Raw genomic sequence first — 16,540 nt, 5'->3', positions numbered from 1 at the left:
AGCTGAAATCTGGGGCCGCTACGCGGCCCTTTCGCGACAAAAGGCCGCTCCTACCGCAGCCAGCTGAGAAAGCCGCCTTTCTTGACCAGCACCGGTTTCTGCATCAACAGTGAATCGCGGCTCTGCCGGCGGAACCGCTGCAGCTTGGTCAAGGCCATCTGCACGTCGCCGCGCTGGTCCAGGCAACTGCGCAGCTGTTCCTTGTCGATCCGATACAGCACGCAGCCGCTCAGGGTACGGAACTCCACCGCCGACTCTTCTTCATCGACCAAACCTTCAATGGCCAGCAGCTCGCCCGGCCCCATGCGCCCGGCCTCGACCAGCCGCTCGCCATCGCGCACCGACGCCGACACTACCCCGCTGGCAATCACCAACACATGCTGCGAGCGCTCGCCGATGCCAAGGATCACCTGATCGACCAGGTACTCCACCGTCGTCATGTGCTGGCTCAGCTCATCACGCTCGTCGCCGCTCAGCGAGCGGAACAGGCGCACCTCATCCAGCAGCTCGCGCTGACGGCTGCGTGGCGCCGAAGCCAGGTCGGCATTCCAGATCACGCCGCTGGCTTCCAGGTGCCGATGGGCCAGGTCGAACAACTGATTGCGCACCTCGCCCTTGCGCGCCATGTCGGTGATGAAACCACTGGCTTCATATTCCACCGACTCCAGGCTTGAGGCTTTTACCGAGACCTTCGGTGCAGGCGTGGCGAGTAGCGCAGAGGTGCCTTGCAGGGCCTTTTCCAGTGCATCGAACACCCGCTTCGGGCGCACTTTGGCCGGCACCACCACGGTGATGCTCAGCCCATGCCGGTCCGCCGGGCGGCTATGATTGAGCAACTTGGCCTTGGCTGCCACCGAGTTGGGTACCACCGCCAGGCTGCCGCTGGCAGTGATCATCCGCGTTGCCCGCCAGTCGATATCGACCACTTTGCCCTCGGTGCCATCGATCGAAATCGAATCGCCAATCTGATACGGCCGCGTGGTATTCAGAACGATCCCAGAGAACACATCGCTCAAGGTGCTCTGCAACGCCAGGCCGATCACGATCGCCATTACCCCTGACGTCGCCAACAGCCCCTTGACCGGCAACTGCAGCACATAGGCCGCCGCAGCCACCACCGCCACCAGAAAAATCAATGCCCCGAGCACGTCCTGCAACAAACGCCCGCCATGGCTGCCGCGCGCCACCAGCAGCACGCCGAACACCACCGTCACCGTCCGCGCCGCAAACAGCCACCAGCCAATCGCCAGCACCGTCGCCAACAGATTGCGCGCCACATCATCGACCCACGGCGGCGGCTGCAACGGGCTCATCCCCGCCGCCACCAACACCGCGCTGAACAACAGGAAGATCGCCAGACGCGCAGCGATCCGCCACGGCTGGCGCTGCAGCGTGATCAATTGCCAGAGCAGCACATCGAGCAGGATCAAACAGGTGCCGAGCAACAGCGGGTAGGACTGGATGAACGCCAGCATGACGGTCTCGGTGCGGGGGAGGGCTGATGGGTAGTAAAGAGTAGGTGAGGGGGACAAGCAACTGGGCCGTAGTCGCAACAACAGGCCGTAATCACCATCGTTCATAAAATAGAACGCTAAAGACAAATTTAGCTATCTAGTCGCACAAAGGTCTTGGTTTTAATCTTTACTCATCAACGCGAAACACCCAACTCACTCGAAACCAAGACCCTTGCGGAGCACCAAGCCATGAGCAACTTCAAATACAACCGCCTGAACAAAGACGACGCCGTAGTCCTGCTGGTCGACCATCAAGCTGGCCTGCTGTCGCTGGTGCGTGACATCGAGCCGGACAAGTTCAAGAACAACGTGCTGGCCCTGGCCGACCTGGCCAAGTTCTTCAACCTGCCAACCATCCTTACCACCAGCTTCGAGCAAGGCCCCAACGGCCCGCTGATCCCCGAGCTGAAAGCGCTGTTCCCGGATGCGCCGTACATCGCTCGCCCTGGCCAGATCAATGCCTGGGACAACGAAGACTTCGTCAAGGCGGTCAAGGCGACTGGCAAGAAGCAGCTGATCATCGCTGGTGTGGTGACCGAGGTTTGTGTGGCGTTCCCGGCACTGTCGGCGCTGGAAGAAGAGTTCGATGTGTTCGTGGTTACCGATGCGTCCGGCACCTTCAACGAGATCACTCGTGACGCCGCCTGGAACCGCATGAGCAGCGCTGGTGCACAACTGATGAACTGGTTCGGCGTGGCCTGTGAACTGCACCGCGACTGGAGGAACGACATCGAAGGCCTCGGCGCGCTGTGCTCCAACCACATCCCGGACTACCGCAACCTGATGACCACCTACAGCGCCCTGACCGCCGCCGGCAAATAAGCCGCGCCCTCAACCCAGCGCCGGCCCACAGCAACAGCGTGGGCCATGGCCAGCCGCCTTTGCCCAGGGAACACCCATGAACAGTGCAACCGTCGATAACCGCAACGTGGTGACCCTGGTCATCCAGCACAAGGCGCGGGCCGCCGCGCTGGCGCAGTACGAGGCATGGCTCAAGCGCGCGGTAACCACCGCCCGCCAGCAGCCGGGCCACCTCGACGTCAATGTGATCCGCCCCGATGGCGGTGGTTGCCACTTCACCACCGTGGTGCGTTTTGCCGATGCTGAACTGCTGCAGGCATGGGTCAATTCGGCTGAACGCCAGGCACTGGTCAGCGAGGTGCTGCCGCTGCTTGAAGACGGCGACCACACCCATGTGCATGACGACCCGGAGTTCTGGTTCACCCCGGCCAGCAGCAACACCCCAGCGCCGCCGCGCTGGAAGCAGGCCGTGCTGACCTACCTGGTGATCTGCCCGTTGACCATGTTGGTACCGATCGTGCTGGCACCGCTGTTCACTCGCGTGCCGCAACTGGCCGGGCCGGTCATTGGCAACCTGATCGGCAACCTGCTGGTGATCCTGCCGGTGGTGTTTTTCATCATGCCGTGGGTAACCCGCCGCTGCGCCAACTGGCTACGTGGTTGAAACATTTCTGACGCTACGCTGTGCAAGCCCCTACCTAATTTCTGGAGATACCGATATGAGCACGTTCGTAACCCGCGATGGCACTTCGATCTACTTCAAGGACTGGGGCAGCGGCAAGCCCGTGCTGTTCAGCCATGGCTGGCCGCTGGATGCGGACATGTGGGACACCCAGATGGAGTTTCTCGCAAGCCGCGGCTACCGCGCCATCGCCTTTGACCGGCGTGGCTTCGGTCGCTCCGACCAACCGTGGACCGGTTATGACTACGACACCTTCGCCGACGACATCGCCCAGCTGATCGACCACCTCGATCTGCGCGACGTGACCTTGGTCGGCTTCTCCATGGGTGGCGGTGACGTTAGCCGCTACATCGGTCGGCATGGCAGCGAGCGGGTGGCCAAGCTGGTGTTGCTCGGCGCAGTAACGCCGGTGTTCGGCAAGTCCGAGAGCAACCCGGATGGCGTCGATGCTTCGGTGTTCGAAGGTATCCAGGCGGGCCTCAGAGCCGACCGTGCACAGTTCCTGGCCGACTTCGCCACCCCGTTCTACGGCATCAACAAAGGCCAGGCGGTCTCCACCGGAGTGCAGGCGCAGACCCTCAATATCGCCCTACTGGCGTCATTGAAAGCGACTCTGGATTGCGTCAGCGCCTTCTCTGCCACCGACTTCCGTCCAGACATGGCCAAAGTCGATGTGCCGACTCTGGTCATTCATGGCGACGCCGACCAGATCGTACCGATGGAAACCACCGGCAAGCGCGCAGCAGAAATGATCAAGGGCGCTGAGTTCAAGGTATACAGCGGCGCGCCGCACGGCTTTGCGGTCACCCATGCGCAGCAGTTGAACGAAGACCTGCTGGCGTTCCTGGCCAAGTAAGCCACCGAGGCGGCGCGGTTCACTCCGCGCTGCTCCCGCCCCCTATCCGAGGATTTGCCCATGACCGCCGACCTGATCCTGTTCAACGGCAAGCTGCACACCGTCGACCGTGAAAACCCAACCGCCACCGCCGTGGCCATCAAGGACGGGCGTTTTCTCGCCGTGGGCAGCGACGCCGAGGCCATGGCCTTGCGCGGTGACAGCACGCAAATCATCGACCTCAAGCAGCGCACGGTGATCCCCGGCCTCAACGACTCGCACCTGCACCTGATCCGCGGCGGTCTCAATTACAACCTGGAACTGCGCTGGGAAGGCGTGCCTTCGGTAGCCGATGCCCTGCGCATGCTCAAGGACCAGGCGGCGCGCACGCCAACTCCGCAGTGGGTGCGGGTAGTCGGTGGCTGGAACGAATTCCAGTTCGCCGAAAAACGCATGCCGACCCTTGAAGAGATCAACCAGGCCGCGCCCGATACCCCGGTGTTCCTGCTGCACCTGTACGACCGCGCGCTGCTCAACCGCGCCGCGCTCAAAGCCGTCGGCTACGACAAGGACACGCCCAACCCAGCCGGTGGCGAGATCCAGCGCGACAAGTTCGGCAACCCGACCGGCATGCTCATCGCCCGCCCCAACGCGATGATTCTCTACGCGACCCTGGCCAAAGGGCCGAAGCTGCCCTTGGAGTATCAGGTCAACTCGACCCGCCAGTTCATGCGTGAACTCAACCGCCTCGGCCTGACCAGCGCGATCGATGCCGGTGGTGGCTACCAGAACTTCCCCGACGATTACTCGGTAATCCAGGAGCTGGCCGACAACAACCAGCTGACCGTGCGCATCGCCTACAACCTGTTCACGCAAAAACCCAAGGAAGAGCTCGACGACTTCCGCAAGTGGACCTCCAGCGTCAAGCTGCACAGCGGCACCGACTTCCTCCGGCATAACGGCGCCGGCGAGATGCTGGTGTTCTCCGCCGCCGACTTCGAGGACTTCCTCGAGCCGCGCCCTGACTTGCCGCAGACCATGGAAGAAGAGCTGGAGCCGGTGGTTCGCCATCTGGTCGAGCAGCGCTGGCCGTTCCGCCTGCACGCCACCTACAACGAGTCGATCACGCGCATGCTCGACGTGTTCGAGAAGGTCAACCGCGACATCCCGTTCAACGGCCTGCCGTGGTTCTTCGACCACGCCGAAACCATCACCCCGCAGAACATCGAGCGCGTGCGTGCCCTGGGCGGCGGTATCGCCATTCAGGACCGCATGGCCTTCCAGGGTGAGTATTTCGTCGACCGTTACGGCGCCAAGGCGGCCGAACAGACCCCGCCGATCAAGCGCATGCTGGAAATGGGCGTGCCGGTCGGTGCCGGTACCGACGCCACTCGGGTTTCCAGCTACAACCCGTGGACCTCGCTGTACTGGATGGTCAGCGGCAAGACCGTCGGCGGCATGGAGCTGTACCCCGAAGGCCTGAGCCGCGATACCGCGCTGCAGTTGTTCACCCAGGGCAGCGCCTGGTTCTCCAGCGAGCAGGGCAAGAAAGGCCAGCTCAAGGTCGGCCAGCTGGCTGACCTGGCAGCGCTGTCGCTGGACTTCTTCAGCGTCAGTGAGGAGGCGATCAAGAGCATCGAGTCGGTGCTGACCATTGTCGATGGCAAGGTCGTGTACGGCGCCGCCGAGTTCGATAAGCTGGGCCCGGCGCAGGTGCCGGTATTGCCTGAGTGGTCGCCGGTGGCCAAGGTGCCGGGGCACTGGCGGGCGGGCACACCGTCGCTGGCAGCGATGCCACATCAGTGTTCCGGGCCGTGTGGGGTGCATGCTCACAGCCATGACAAGGCGCGCAAATCGAGTGTGCCGGTGAGTGACTTCCAGGGCTTCTGGGGATCGCTGGGCTGTTCGTGTTTCGCGTTCTGATCTGATCCGAGGCGGCCGCCTCGACGCGATCTCTGTAGGAGCGGCCTTGTGTCGCGAAAGGGCCGCGCAGCGGCCCCGACGATCTCTGGTGCTGCACAGATCCTGGGCCCGCTACGCGCGCCTTTCGCGACACAAGGCCGCTCCTACAGGGATCGCGTCAAACCTCAAGATCACGCTTCGGGACAGGTGTCGCTTTAACCCATTCAAGCCATGTCGCAGGACACGAACTCTTCCGCCAGGTGATCGATCAGGGAGCGTACCGACGGCAGCAGGCCACGCCGCGATGGGAAGATCGCATGGACGATACCGCAGCGCGGATTCCAGCCCGGCAGCACTTCTACCAGGTGCCCGCTGGCCAGATCCTCACGCACGGCCACCTTCGGCAAGTGCGCTATACCGATCCCCGCCACCACAAAATGGCGCAGGGCGAACAGGTCATCGGTGACCATCCGCGGCGTATGCGGGATGACGATGCTGCGGCTCATGTCCTCGCCCTGAAACAGCTCCCACTGATACTCACGCTGCGCGCCGCCCCAGTGCAGGCTCGGCAGCTGGCTGAGCTGCTGCGGATCGAAGCCCGCCGGCAGTTGCTCAAGAAACGCCGGCCGACCGACCAGACATTGGGTGCTGTTGCTCAGCACCTTCATCACCATGTCGGTGTTTTCCAGCGGCGGAAAGCGCACCCGCAGCGCCACATCGAAGCCCTCGTGCAGCAAGTCGACGCGGCGGTTGGTGCTCTCGATGAACAACTCGACCCGCGGATACTTGAGCATATAGCGCGTCAGCATCGGCCCGACCCAGGAGTTGAGCAGGGTGGTCGGGCAGCTCATGCGCACCAGCCCGCGCGGCTCGCTGCGGTTGCGCTCGATCACCTCGGCAGCGCTCTCGGCCTCGACCCGCATGGCCAGGCAGCGGCGGTAATACTCCTGGCCGATTTCGGTCAGTGAGCAATGCCGGCTGGTGCGGTGCAGTAGGCGCACGCCGAGCCTTTCTTCGAGGTCGGCGATGCGCCGGCTGAGCTTCGATTTGGGCATGTCCAGCGCCCGCCCGGCAGGGGCAAAGCCACCGTGCTCGACTACCTGAGTGAAGAAGTACAGCGAGTTGAGGTCTTCCAAGCGGGTCTCCTGGTCAGTCGCTTGCTGCTGCGCCGGAGTGTTTGCGACTCGAGCGAGACGGAGCGTAACAGGCCCGGGGTGGAGGGGGCGGGGGATTTTTTGTGGTCGCGGGGTGGAGGTGACCTGACGGATGGACAGCTGCTTAGGAAATTTCCCACGTGCTTGGCTGACGCCATCACGGCGTCTTTGAAGCTGGCAAAGAACAAACTGCACTCCCGGAAATTCTCAGGAGTGTCTCCATGCAACGAGCCATGGTCTACTTGAAAAGTGTAAGGCCTGGCCTTACACTTCAGCGTCAATGATCAGGAGTTTCAGGCACAAGGCCTGAGGGCACTCTATCAGCGGGGAGATACATCCGGTGTCCGAGCTGATCAAGTAGCACGCCTGCGCCGGCTTCTCGCGTCACTCGCAGTCGCACAATCGCCTGCCGATATGGACCGACCCGGTTATCGGCTCCATCCCTTGCGAGGCAACCTGGACGGTTTCTGGGCCGTTAGCATCTCTGGTAACTGGCGGGTGATATTCCACTTTGTCAGCACCGACGTTGAGCTGGTCGACTATCTGGATTATCACTAGGAGCTGAATGCTTATGTCGATGCACAACCCGCCTCACCCCGGCGAATCGCTGCGCGAAGATGTCCTGCCCGCTATTGGTATGAACGTCTCGTCGCTGGCTCGCCACCTTGGCTACTCACGCGGGCAGCTGTCTGCCGTCATCAATGGACGCGCAGCGCTTTCGGCTGACCTGGCTTATCGCCTTGAGCTGGCAGGCCTGGGTGCGGCCCGGCAGTATCTGGCGGAGCAGGCGGCCTACGATCTATGGCAGGCCGCGCAGCGGGAGCATCCGCCTATCTGTCGACTGGTGTTGGCCTGAGTTGGCCTCAGTCGGCGTCTGACTCGAATAGCCGGGCCAGCTCCACCCGTGCTTCCTTGGCGTTCTGCATGACCTTGGCGCGGTCGTCGCGGATGCGGCCCTGGGCTTCGAGCACCTGCTCGTCATGTTCGGCAAAGCGCTGGATGCGGTCAGCGGCCTGATCATCCGACAAACCCAGGCCGACCAAGGCGCGTCGGCTCATTTCCAGGCTGGAATAGAACGTCTCGCGGATCGGCTCGGCGCCGACGTCCATCAGCTTGTGCACATGCTGGCGGTTGCGCGCGCGGGCGAGCACTTTCAGATGTGGATAGAGACGTTTGACCCGCTCTGCCGTGCGTGTGGTGATCTCGGGGTCGTCAGTGGTCACGATGAGGTATTCGGCCTCGCCGACTTTGGCGGCGTGCAGCACTTCGGCGCGCATCGGGTCGCCGTAGAACACCGGCGCCTGCTCGAAGGTGCGGGTCATCTCGATGGCGTCGACCGAGGTGTCGAGGGCAATGAACGGGATCTTCTGCGCACGCAGGATGCGCGAGACGATCTGGCCCATGCGGCCCATGCCGACGATCACCACCCGCGGCGCATCGGTCTGGATGTCCTTGTACTGTTCCGGTACTTCACGCGTGGCAGGCGGGCGCTTGAGCAGGCGTGCGCAGGCCATCAGCAACAGCGGCGTGGCGGCCATCGATAAAGTGATGGTCATCAGCAGCAGGTCGTAGGTGTAGCTGTCGAGCAGGCCTTGGTCCTTGCCCAGCTTGAACACCACAAAAGCGAACTCGCCGCCAGCCGCCAAGACCACGCCGAGGCGCAGGGCATTGGCCGTATTGAGGCCGCCCAGACGCCCGACCAGCATCAGCATCGGCAGCTTTACTGCGATCAGCAGGGCAGTCAGGCCGATCAACAGCCAAGGCGTGTCGAACAACAGACTGAGATTGGCGCCCATGCCGACACTGATGAAGAACAGGCCCAGCAGCAGCCCTTTGAACGGCTCGATCTGCGACTCCAGTTCGTGCCGGTATTCCGAGTCGGCCAGCAACAGGCCGGCGAGAAATGCGCCCAAGGCCATGGAGATTCCGGCCAGCTCCATCAGCCAGGCAGTGCCGATCACCACCAGCAGTGCGGTGGCCGTGGACACTTCCGGCAAGCCGGTGCGGGCGACGATGCGGAACACCGGGCGCAGCAGATAACGGCCGCCGACGATGACCACGGCGATGCTGGCAAAGATGGTCAGGCCGTGTTGCAGGCTGTCGCCATGGCTGGTGTCCGGGCCGCTGGCGGCGAGCAACGGCACCAGTGCGATCAGCGGGATGGCGGCGATGTCCTGGAATAGCAGAATGGCAAACGCCAGACGCCCGTGCGGGGCATTCAATTGCTTGGTTTCGGCCAGCGTCTGCAAGCCAAAGGCAGTCGACGACAAGGCCAGGCCCAGACCCAGCACCAGCGCTGCGGGCAGTGATTGGGCGAAACCGAACAGAGCGATGGCGCCGAGTATCGCGCCGGTCAGCAGCACCTGTGCCAGGCCCACGCCGAACACCGCTTTGCGCATCAGCCACAACCGCCGCGGTGACAGTTCCAGGCCGATGATGAACAGCAGCAAGACTACGCCCAGCTCGGAAATGTGCGCGACGCTTTCGGTGTCGCGGATCAAGCCTAAAACCTGTGGGCCTATGGCTACGCCGGCAAGCAGGTAACCGATGACGGCGCCGAGTTGCAGGCGCTTGGCCAATGGCACGGCAATCACTGCGGCGAGAAGGAAGATGACCGCGGTTTGTAGCAGGCTGCCTTCGTGTGGCATCGCTCGAACTCCATGAGCTGCGAAGAGGGCAGCGGGATCAGATTAGTCGCGCATTGTGAAGGGCAGGGTGGGTGCAGACAATCCGCCTGTGCAGAGACACATTGTCATTTCAGTGGCGACAATCAACGCACAATGGCTGCAAACAAACACGGGGCAAGCCCTTTTCAAGACCTGCCCCGCAGAGTGTTTTACAGCAGCGTTGTACGATGACTTAGCTGAACAGCTCCACACCCAGCTGGAACGCCACCCACAGCGCCAGGCCGGTGGCGAATGCCAGGGCGATGTTCTCGAACAGGTTGTTGCGGTATTCCTTGCTCAGCAGCGACTTCTGGTTGGACATGATCAACAGGCCCAGCGAGATCACCGGCAGACCAATGATATTCAGCGCGCTGACGCCGATGGTCAGGGTGACGAAGTCAGGCATGCCCGGAATCGACCAGATCAGTGGCGTAACCAGGATGAACAGCATGAACCAGCGGTGCGCCGGGTCCTTGTGGAACTCCTTGCCATAACGCTCGCGACGCTTGGGCTGCACGTGCTGCAGGGCGTCGGTGATCAGCATCGGGAAGGCTGTGGTCTTGCCGGAAATGCTGGCGAACAGGGTGGCGAACACGCCGATGAAGAACACATACCAGCCGATCGGGCCGAAGAAGATTTCCAGCGCCTTGCCCAGATCGCCGAGGGTTTTCACTTCGATGCCGTTGGGCCGCAGGATTTCTGCGCCGACGATCCAGATCGCCAGGTTGATGACGATACCGACGAATACTGCAAACAGCAGGTCGTTGCGTTGCACACGCTTGTGCTGCGGGCCAACCCAGCCCTTCTGGCGCATCACGTAGGGGTGGACGAAGTTGGCCACCGAACCGGCCACTGCGCCGATCACCGACACCGCTACCAGCATGGCGCCATGCACGCCCTCGTCAGGCGGGATGCTGAAGCCGATGGTGCCTTTGACGATGCCTGCCACATCCGGCCCGGACATCACCGCCAGCGCCAGAAACGCCAGGGTCATGATCGCCAGCAATGCCTTCATCACACCTTCGATAAGCGAATAGATATTGCGCCCGACCAGCATCCACACCGCCAGCACCACCGCCATCGAGCAAAGCAGCGGGTAGTCGACGCGCAGCAGCATGGCCAGTGATTCGCCGGCGCCCTTGATCATGTACGCGTTCATCAGGTGGCCCATGATCAGCGCGTAGCCGAGCATGAACCAGGCGAACACCGGGTGCAGTTGCGCGTAGCCCTGAAGGATGGTCATGCCCTGGTTATTGCACAGCTGGAAGCGGGCGATGATGTTGACGATCAGGTAGCGCAGCAGCAGCGAAACTGCCAGCACCCACATCATTGCGTAACCGTAGTTGGCGCCGGCCACGGAAGAGGTGATCAGATCACCTGCGCCCAGCCACGACAGCACGGCGATGATGCCTGGGCCGAGCAACTTGGCGATTCGCGCGAGGCGGCTTTGCGAGGGCACGGCAGCTTTGCCCTCAACGGAAGGTAGGCTGGTCATTGGATGTCTCCGTTATTTTTGTAGTGAGAGCCGGCGCAGTCGAACATGCTGATAGGACGTCGTACAACAAAAATCGCAGAGCAAACATTACAAAGTATTACGGCAAATTCAGGCTGTTTTGTGCAGGCCTTGCGGGGCTAGAGCTGCCGTGGACTATGGCCTGCTGACATCACGGGGCCCTTGTAAGACCTTTCCCAACTTCACGCTGAGCGCTTCAGGCTGGATGGCCTTAGGAAGATTTTTCTGTCCACAGCGACATGCTCCCGGCTGACTCCCTGGCCTTGGCCAATGAATTTCTCTGCGGCGTGGTCGAGACCCTCGACCAGCAGTGCAGCGACTCGGCTGAGCAACCTGACACAAACGCCCTGGCCAGCGCCGCCCAGGCCACGCGCATGGCCCGTAGCTTGGTTGAACACGCATTGACCCGGCTGCGTAGCTGAAGGGAAACCGGGGTCAATCGGCTGCGCTAAGCGAGGCAAGGGGAGCAGGAGCTGCAGCCCAGCCCTTGCCACAGTGTTTGCACGAAAACTGTCGGCGACTACTCCGGTAGGGGATCACAAATCTCCGGTATCCCCACCAACAAGTGAGCTGCGCTCAATCCTGCGCTGTTTCGGCTCGCTGCTCGGCGAGCACGTGTTGCGCCGTCTGCTCTATGAAATCAAAAGCTTGCGGCGTGACTGAGTACTGGTACTGCTTGCGGCGGTTGCGCGAGACCACCCCGTCGTTGCTCAAGCACATCATGACCAGGTTGGCGAGATCACTCCCTCGCAAGTCATAACGCTCGTCAACGGCCCGGTAGACAGCGTCGTAGCATGCCAAAAACGCTGTTTCCTTTTGCAACTCCGCTTCGAGCGCCATCCTGGCCATATCCAGGGTGAAGGCCACACACGGGGTTGCATCCCAGTACCGGTAAACTGCATCGTTGCCCCGGAACTTGAATCCGTACTGGCCAAAGTCAATCCACTGCACCTCCCAGAAGTCCCGAACAGGGCGAGAGAAGGTCTGCAGCGCCTCTAGATAACGCAGTTCTTCACGCTTCATTGCCACCGACACGGGTAGCAGCAGGCCGTTGTCCAATGCGCCGGCTCGGCACAATGCTTGATGGATAAGGAAACGCGACAGGCGGCCGTTCCCGTCCATGAACGGGTGTATAAGCACAAAGCCAAACGAAATGATTCCCGCAGCTACTAGCGGATCTATTTGAGATGGTGCTTCGTTGGCGAAACGCATCAGGCTTTCCATCAGTTCCCGGCAAAGGTCTGGTGGGGGAGGTAAAAAAGTCACCCCTGCGGCGCCCTGCGAACCGTCCGATAGATAATTTTGCTGATGCCTGAATGCCGCTGCCAGGTCGAGTGGGTTAGATACGGTCGCATTCTGTAAAGCGACCAGATAGTCCTCGGTCAACGGCTGGCGTTCGTGGGCCTGACGAAGTAACTGGATGAAGCGCCGAGACTTGTCGTCTGAGGGGGCTTCTCGCTCAATCGCAAAGGAATCTTTGGTTTCATGCAGGTAGGCCCAGTTAATGGCGCGGTCCATCATCACGGGTGGTAACCCAGCGATAAAGGCCCGCGCTCTCTCAAGAACGTCATGATCGAGCAGCGCGGTTATTTCTGATGTTCGTTCGACCGTAGCGCAGTAGTTCAGATCACCCAGACCGTTGAATTCAACGCGCCACTTCGAGTTGCGCTCGCCCGGACGAGTGATGTAACGCGTTGGGTCGAACAGCGGCGTGTAGGGGACTCGTACCGGGGTTGGCTGTGTGAGTTGTGCGCCGGTAAAGGCTTCCCAGAGGTAGCAGGCTTTGCGGATGTAGATACCGTTAGGCGCCTCTTGATAGGCCCGCTCAAGCGTCTCGGCAGTGACCTTAGGCAGGGCCTGAGCCAGTACTGCCAGGTTGATGCCCTCATGCTTCAAGGCAAATAGCACGTGACCGAGCAAGTCATCGCGTGTGGGCATCATGCCGGGAGGTACCGCTAATGCCGAACCGATGAGCTTTAAGCGGGTAACGGGCTGCACCATCGCTGCCCGGCGCAGAGGCACTGCTGTCAGCTCCAGTTGTTGGATCAAAAGCGAGTAGCCTACGGCGTTGATCACTAAATCCTTCCTTCGGTTAGTGCGGGCAAGATTTTTCTCACTCTACTCGGAAAATCCTCACTTTTGCCAGATTCGCTTGTTTTTTCCTCACCCGGCTTGTTGCCCTTGCTCGCGGTAGTGCGAGCCAGTGATGTCTGACAGGCAGTGAAGGCCCGCCCGCTTTTCAACAGGGCGTATCCAGCCCTAAGCGCAAAATCTGCGCCGGTTCATCCGGCGGCAAGTTGCTCTGCACACCTTCTCGCGCTGGCGCCGCCGACACTTCGCCGGCCAGCTGCTCGGCCAGTTGCCGCGCTACATCCATGCCCAGCTCCCTGGACACCTCGCGGACCACCCGCGGGCGGTTTAGGGTCACGCGGGTATCCTGGCGTTTTACCAGCTTGGTGTCCTGGCCCTCGCCCATGGCGGTGAAGGCCGAGGTGATCTCGTAGGTGCGGGTATTGATCAGGCTGAAATCAGCCACCACGCTCAGGGCCAGTACCGCCGAGTAGCTGTCGGTGTGGTCGAGTGCGTTGATGTCCCTCTGGAAGTCGATATCCGACAGGGTGCCGAACAGCACGTAGTCGGCACCTGGGAACGAGCCGGCTTTGATCCGGGCGATCACGTCGTAGACATCGTCGTTGGAACGGCTGGTGTAAGGCTTGCCCTGCACCAGCTGGAACAGCCCACCCTTGAGGATTGCGCCCTTGATGTCGCCACCGAAATTGCGCAGCTCGGTCTGCTCGATGTAGCTCTTGCTGCTCTCGTACTCGCTGTAGCTGGCCGAGTGGCTGGCGCTGTACGGGCTCGCCTGGCCGCTGTTGTGCGCACTGACGCTGTGGATGTATTCCTCCACCTGCGCCTGATAGGCCAGGTCGGTGACTGCGACCTTGGGCGCCGCCTGCGCAGAAAATGCGCAAGCCATAGCGATGACTGCCATCCATGTACGCATCGCTTAGCGCTCCGTGGTCTTGCGGATTTCTTTTTCGTCCATCCATTCAGCCAGGCCGCTTTCGACGTCGACCAACTGCAGGCTGAACTTGTAGAACACGTCTTTGTAATCGCTGCTGCGTTTGACGATGGAGCTGATCGAGCCTTCCAGGCGGTACTGCGCGGCGATCATGTTGCCCGTCTTGGCGACGGTGGCTTTTTTGTACAGGCCGCTTTGGTTCTGCAACTGGAGCTGGTCGACCTGGCTCTGCATGTCGGTGTTGTCGCTGGCAAAGCGGGCAACGCCGGTCTTGAGCAGTTGGGTCTTGATCGTGGTGGTGATCTCGCGGGTATCGATGTACTCGCTGGTCTTGTTCTTCACGTCATACACCTGCACCACCGGGCGGCCCTGCAGCACGCCGGACTGGGCCAGCGAGCGGGTCATGCTCTCGGCGATCATCTGCAGGTCGGTGGAGCCGAATTCGTTGGTAATCAGCTCGACTGCCTTGGTGTCGCCGTAGCTGATGTTCTTGCTGCCCAGGCCTGGTGACGGCGTGCTGCAGCCGCTGAGCAAGGCGAGGGTGAGGGCGGCGAGGGTAATGCGTGCAAACATCAAAAGTGCTCCTGAAAATGATTACCGGGTATGGACTTCGAGGCGGAAGTCGCGCGCCTGCGGAACCGGGGCGATGGCGGGCAGGAAGCTGGCCTGCTTGCCGTACAGAGTGAGGGTCTTCCAGCTTTCTTCATCGCCTACCGGGAAGCCGTCGTCGCCCAGCCAGGCGAAGCGGTAGTAAAGGGTCTGGTTGCTGCGGCTGGTGTTGTTGATGGCGACCTTGACGGTGAGAAATCCGCGTTCGCGGGCCACCCGCGTCGGGCCAATGTCAAAGTCGTCGAGCTGGCCCATGGTCACCACCTTGCTGGCGGCGCTGCCTGGCTCGGGCGGACTGGCGCAGCCTGCCAGGAGGGCGGCGGCGACAAGAGCGATGCAGATTAAACGCATGTTCGATCCTTGAGATTATTTGAGGTTGGCAAGCACCGGCGCTTGGGCCGGCTGCGGCAGTTGTATGGCGGCGCCACTGGCGAACACCTGATGGCCGAGCACGCGCAGGCTGATCACTTGGTAGGGTTGGTCGATCTTGACCTTGAGCGTACCGCTGCCGAGGATCGCCGGCAGGCTCAGGCGATGTTCGCCTTGGGCCAGATGCACGCGGGCGACCTGGGTCTGGTTGGGCAGGGTGCGCCAGGTGCGGGTGTCGGCGCCTTCGACCACTGCCGCGGCAATGCCCACGATCAGGGCTGCCAGCGGGTCGACCTCGTTCAGCTTTTTTTGCGCCAGGGTGCGGCTGACCGCGCGCGCGCTGGTGCGCAGGATGATCTCCGGCATGTCGTCACGCAGGGCCCTGCGCGACATGGCGCTGGTGTTGTTGAGTGAAGTGAGGCTGACAGCCTGGTCGTTCAGGTAGACCTCGCCAAAGCGCGCAGTGCTGTTGTCTTCCCTTATCACCGGGAACGACAGCGTGGTGATCACCAGATTACCGTCGATCGTCAGTGGCAGCGGGATGCGCATCGAGTCGCGTGCCGGTGCCAGGCCGCTCTGGACTACAATCAGCACATCGCTCTCGCCGGCTTTGGCTTGCTTGCCATCCAGGTTGAGCAGGGCTTGCTCGAGCAATGGCGTCTTCGGCCGTAGCTCGGCTGCAGTGCGGTAGCCCGGCGCGGCCAGGCCCTTCTCGCCAAGGGCCTCGTAGACGAAGCCGGACAGGTAATGGCTGAACGCGCTCTGGTAGCTGTTTTTCAGACTGACCACTTCAGGGTCGTCGAGGCTGGCCACCGGATATCCCTTCAGATCTTTGAACTCGGTGCTGGCACCTTGTTGTTCGGCTTCCTGCTCGCCCTTGAGGTACTGCTTGTCACGCAGCTCGGCGATGACCGCTTCGCGTTCGTGGGTCTTCTTGATTTCGGTACGGGCGCCGGCGAAATCGTTCTGCGCCAGCAGGTTCAGGGCCATCTGGGTGGTCAGCATGACCTTTTCGTAGTCGTAGCCCTGGTAGCGGCGGACCTTGTCGTTGACCAGATAGCTGGCGAACTGGCTGAGGTACTTTTCAGTGTCCAGTTTGACTGCTTCTTCCCACTCGAAGACCACGCCGTCGGCCACGCGCCAGGCTTGCTGGCTACCCTGCAGATCACCTTTGGAACGCAGCAGCTCGCCTTTTTCGAAGTAGTAGAGGAGGTCTTTGACGTCGCTCTTGTTGTTGCTCTCGAGCAGAGCCAGGGCAGCGTCGACATTGCCGGCGACAAGCTGCTGGTTGGTTTCCTGAAGCTCGCTGTCGTAACTGCGAAACACAGCGCAGCCGGTCAGTTGCGTGACGGCGATAAGCGCTGCCAGAAGTACTGCGCGGGGGACCATCGGTGTTGTTCTTCCCTGAATGGATGGACTGCGTCCTGCGCCAGCGCGGCCCGTGATTGCGGGGGAACAAAGGCAAAGGCGCGA

The 16,540-nt window shown here is 61.7% G+C and carries 15 protein-coding genes and 1 pseudogene; 7 read left to right on the top strand and 9 right to left on the bottom strand.

Annotated elements, in window-relative coordinates; all coding sequences use genetic code 11:
- Nucleotides 1-50: 50 nt before the first annotated feature.
- Nucleotides 51-1,475 (bottom strand): mechanosensitive ion channel domain-containing protein, encoded by a 1,425-nt coding sequence (locus tag AC58X1_RS12215; protein WP_401181701.1) that lies wholly within the window; start codon nucleotides 1,473-1,475, stop codon nucleotides 51-53.
- Nucleotides 1,476-1,703: 228 nt separating this feature from the next.
- On the opposite strand from AC58X1_RS12215, the gene ycaC reads away from it, so the two are divergent.
- The 4 genes from ycaC (at nucleotide 1,704) to AC58X1_RS12195 (ending at nucleotide 5,755) form a co-directional block, all read left to right on the top strand.
- Nucleotides 1,704-2,336 (top strand): isochorismate family cysteine hydrolase YcaC, encoded by a 633-nt coding sequence (gene ycaC, locus AC58X1_RS12210; RefSeq protein ID WP_497428900.1) that lies wholly within the window; start codon nucleotides 1,704-1,706, stop codon nucleotides 2,334-2,336.
- A gap of 76 nt (nucleotides 2,337-2,412) precedes the next feature.
- Nucleotides 2,413-2,979, top strand: coding sequence for an antibiotic biosynthesis monooxygenase (locus AC58X1_RS12205; RefSeq protein ID WP_150570438.1), 567 nt, complete (start codon nucleotides 2,413-2,415; stop codon nucleotides 2,977-2,979).
- A 55-nt stretch (nucleotides 2,980-3,034) separates the two neighbouring features.
- A complete protein-coding gene (locus AC58X1_RS12200) occupies nucleotides 3,035-3,853 on the top strand; it encodes an alpha/beta fold hydrolase (protein WP_497428899.1) in 819 nt (272 codons plus the stop codon).
- Between the two features lie 60 nt (nucleotides 3,854-3,913).
- Nucleotides 3,914-5,755 carry an amidohydrolase gene (locus tag AC58X1_RS12195; RefSeq protein WP_101315217.1) on the top strand — a complete coding sequence of 614 codons (1,842 nt, stop codon included), beginning with the start codon at nucleotides 3,914-3,916 and terminating at the stop codon, nucleotides 5,753-5,755.
- 203 nt (nucleotides 5,756-5,958) lie between these two features.
- On the opposite strand, the gene AC58X1_RS12190 is transcribed toward AC58X1_RS12195, so the two are convergent.
- On the bottom strand, nucleotides 5,959-6,870 hold the full coding sequence (locus tag AC58X1_RS12190) for a LysR substrate-binding domain-containing protein (RefSeq protein WP_103435587.1): 912 nt from the start codon (nucleotides 6,868-6,870) through the stop codon (nucleotides 5,959-5,961).
- Nucleotides 6,871-7,168: 298 nt separating this feature from the next.
- Here AC58X1_RS12190 and AC58X1_RS12185 point away from each other — a divergent pair.
- Together AC58X1_RS12185 and AC58X1_RS12180 are read left to right on the top strand one after the other, a co-directional pair.
- Nucleotides 7,169-7,446 (top strand): annotated as a pseudogene (locus tag AC58X1_RS12185) (type II toxin-antitoxin system RelE/ParE family toxin).
- Between the two features lie 13 nt (nucleotides 7,447-7,459).
- Nucleotides 7,460-7,744, top strand: a complete 285-nt coding sequence (locus AC58X1_RS12180; RefSeq protein WP_103435589.1) for a HigA family addiction module antitoxin — start codon at nucleotides 7,460-7,462, stop codon at nucleotides 7,742-7,744.
- Between the two features lie 7 nt (nucleotides 7,745-7,751).
- Here the strand turns inward: AC58X1_RS12180 and AC58X1_RS12175 are convergent, their stop codons facing one another.
- Both AC58X1_RS12175 and AC58X1_RS12170 read right to left on the bottom strand, forming a co-directional pair.
- A complete protein-coding gene (locus AC58X1_RS12175; RefSeq protein WP_259074780.1) occupies nucleotides 7,752-9,536 on the bottom strand; it encodes a monovalent cation:proton antiporter-2 (CPA2) family protein in 1,785 nt (594 codons plus the stop codon).
- A 211-nt stretch (nucleotides 9,537-9,747) separates the two neighbouring features.
- On the bottom strand, nucleotides 9,748-11,049 hold the full coding sequence (locus tag AC58X1_RS12170; protein ID WP_101315222.1) for an Nramp family divalent metal transporter: 1,302 nt from the start codon (nucleotides 11,047-11,049) through the stop codon (nucleotides 9,748-9,750).
- Nucleotides 11,050-11,306: 257 nt separating this feature from the next.
- Between AC58X1_RS12170 and AC58X1_RS12165 the strand changes: the two genes are divergently transcribed.
- On the top strand, nucleotides 11,307-11,489 hold the full coding sequence (locus tag AC58X1_RS12165; RefSeq protein ID WP_259074777.1) for a hypothetical protein: 183 nt from the start codon (nucleotides 11,307-11,309) through the stop codon (nucleotides 11,487-11,489).
- 154 nt (nucleotides 11,490-11,643) lie between these two features.
- Here AC58X1_RS12165 and AC58X1_RS12160 read toward each other — a convergent pair whose 3' ends face one another.
- From AC58X1_RS12160 to AC58X1_RS12140, 5 genes are all read right to left on the bottom strand, one after another.
- Nucleotides 11,644-13,140, bottom strand: a complete 1,497-nt coding sequence (locus tag AC58X1_RS12160; RefSeq protein ID WP_497428972.1) for a Fic family protein — start codon at nucleotides 13,138-13,140, stop codon at nucleotides 11,644-11,646.
- A gap of 166 nt (nucleotides 13,141-13,306) precedes the next feature.
- On the bottom strand, nucleotides 13,307-14,071 hold the full coding sequence (locus AC58X1_RS12155; RefSeq protein ID WP_497428898.1) for a penicillin-binding protein activator LpoB: 765 nt from the start codon (nucleotides 14,069-14,071) through the stop codon (nucleotides 13,307-13,309).
- A 3-nt stretch (nucleotides 14,072-14,074) separates the two neighbouring features.
- Nucleotides 14,075-14,662, bottom strand: a complete 588-nt coding sequence (gene lpoB, locus AC58X1_RS12150) for a penicillin-binding protein activator LpoB (protein WP_220632872.1) — start codon at nucleotides 14,660-14,662, stop codon at nucleotides 14,075-14,077.
- A 21-nt stretch (nucleotides 14,663-14,683) separates the two neighbouring features.
- A complete protein-coding gene (locus AC58X1_RS12145) occupies nucleotides 14,684-15,049 on the bottom strand; it encodes a YcfL family putative periplasmic lipoprotein (protein WP_150570432.1) in 366 nt (121 codons plus the stop codon).
- A 15-nt stretch (nucleotides 15,050-15,064) separates the two neighbouring features.
- On the bottom strand, nucleotides 15,065-16,456 hold the full coding sequence (locus tag AC58X1_RS12140; RefSeq protein WP_497428897.1) for a COG3014 family protein: 1,392 nt from the start codon (nucleotides 16,454-16,456) through the stop codon (nucleotides 15,065-15,067).
- Between the last annotated feature and the right edge of the window lie 84 nt (nucleotides 16,457-16,540).

The organism is Pseudomonas sp. PGPR N4, from assembly GCF_059693665.1.
Note: the sequence above shows the minus strand (reverse complement) of the source record. Positions and strands in the feature narration are given on the sequence as shown.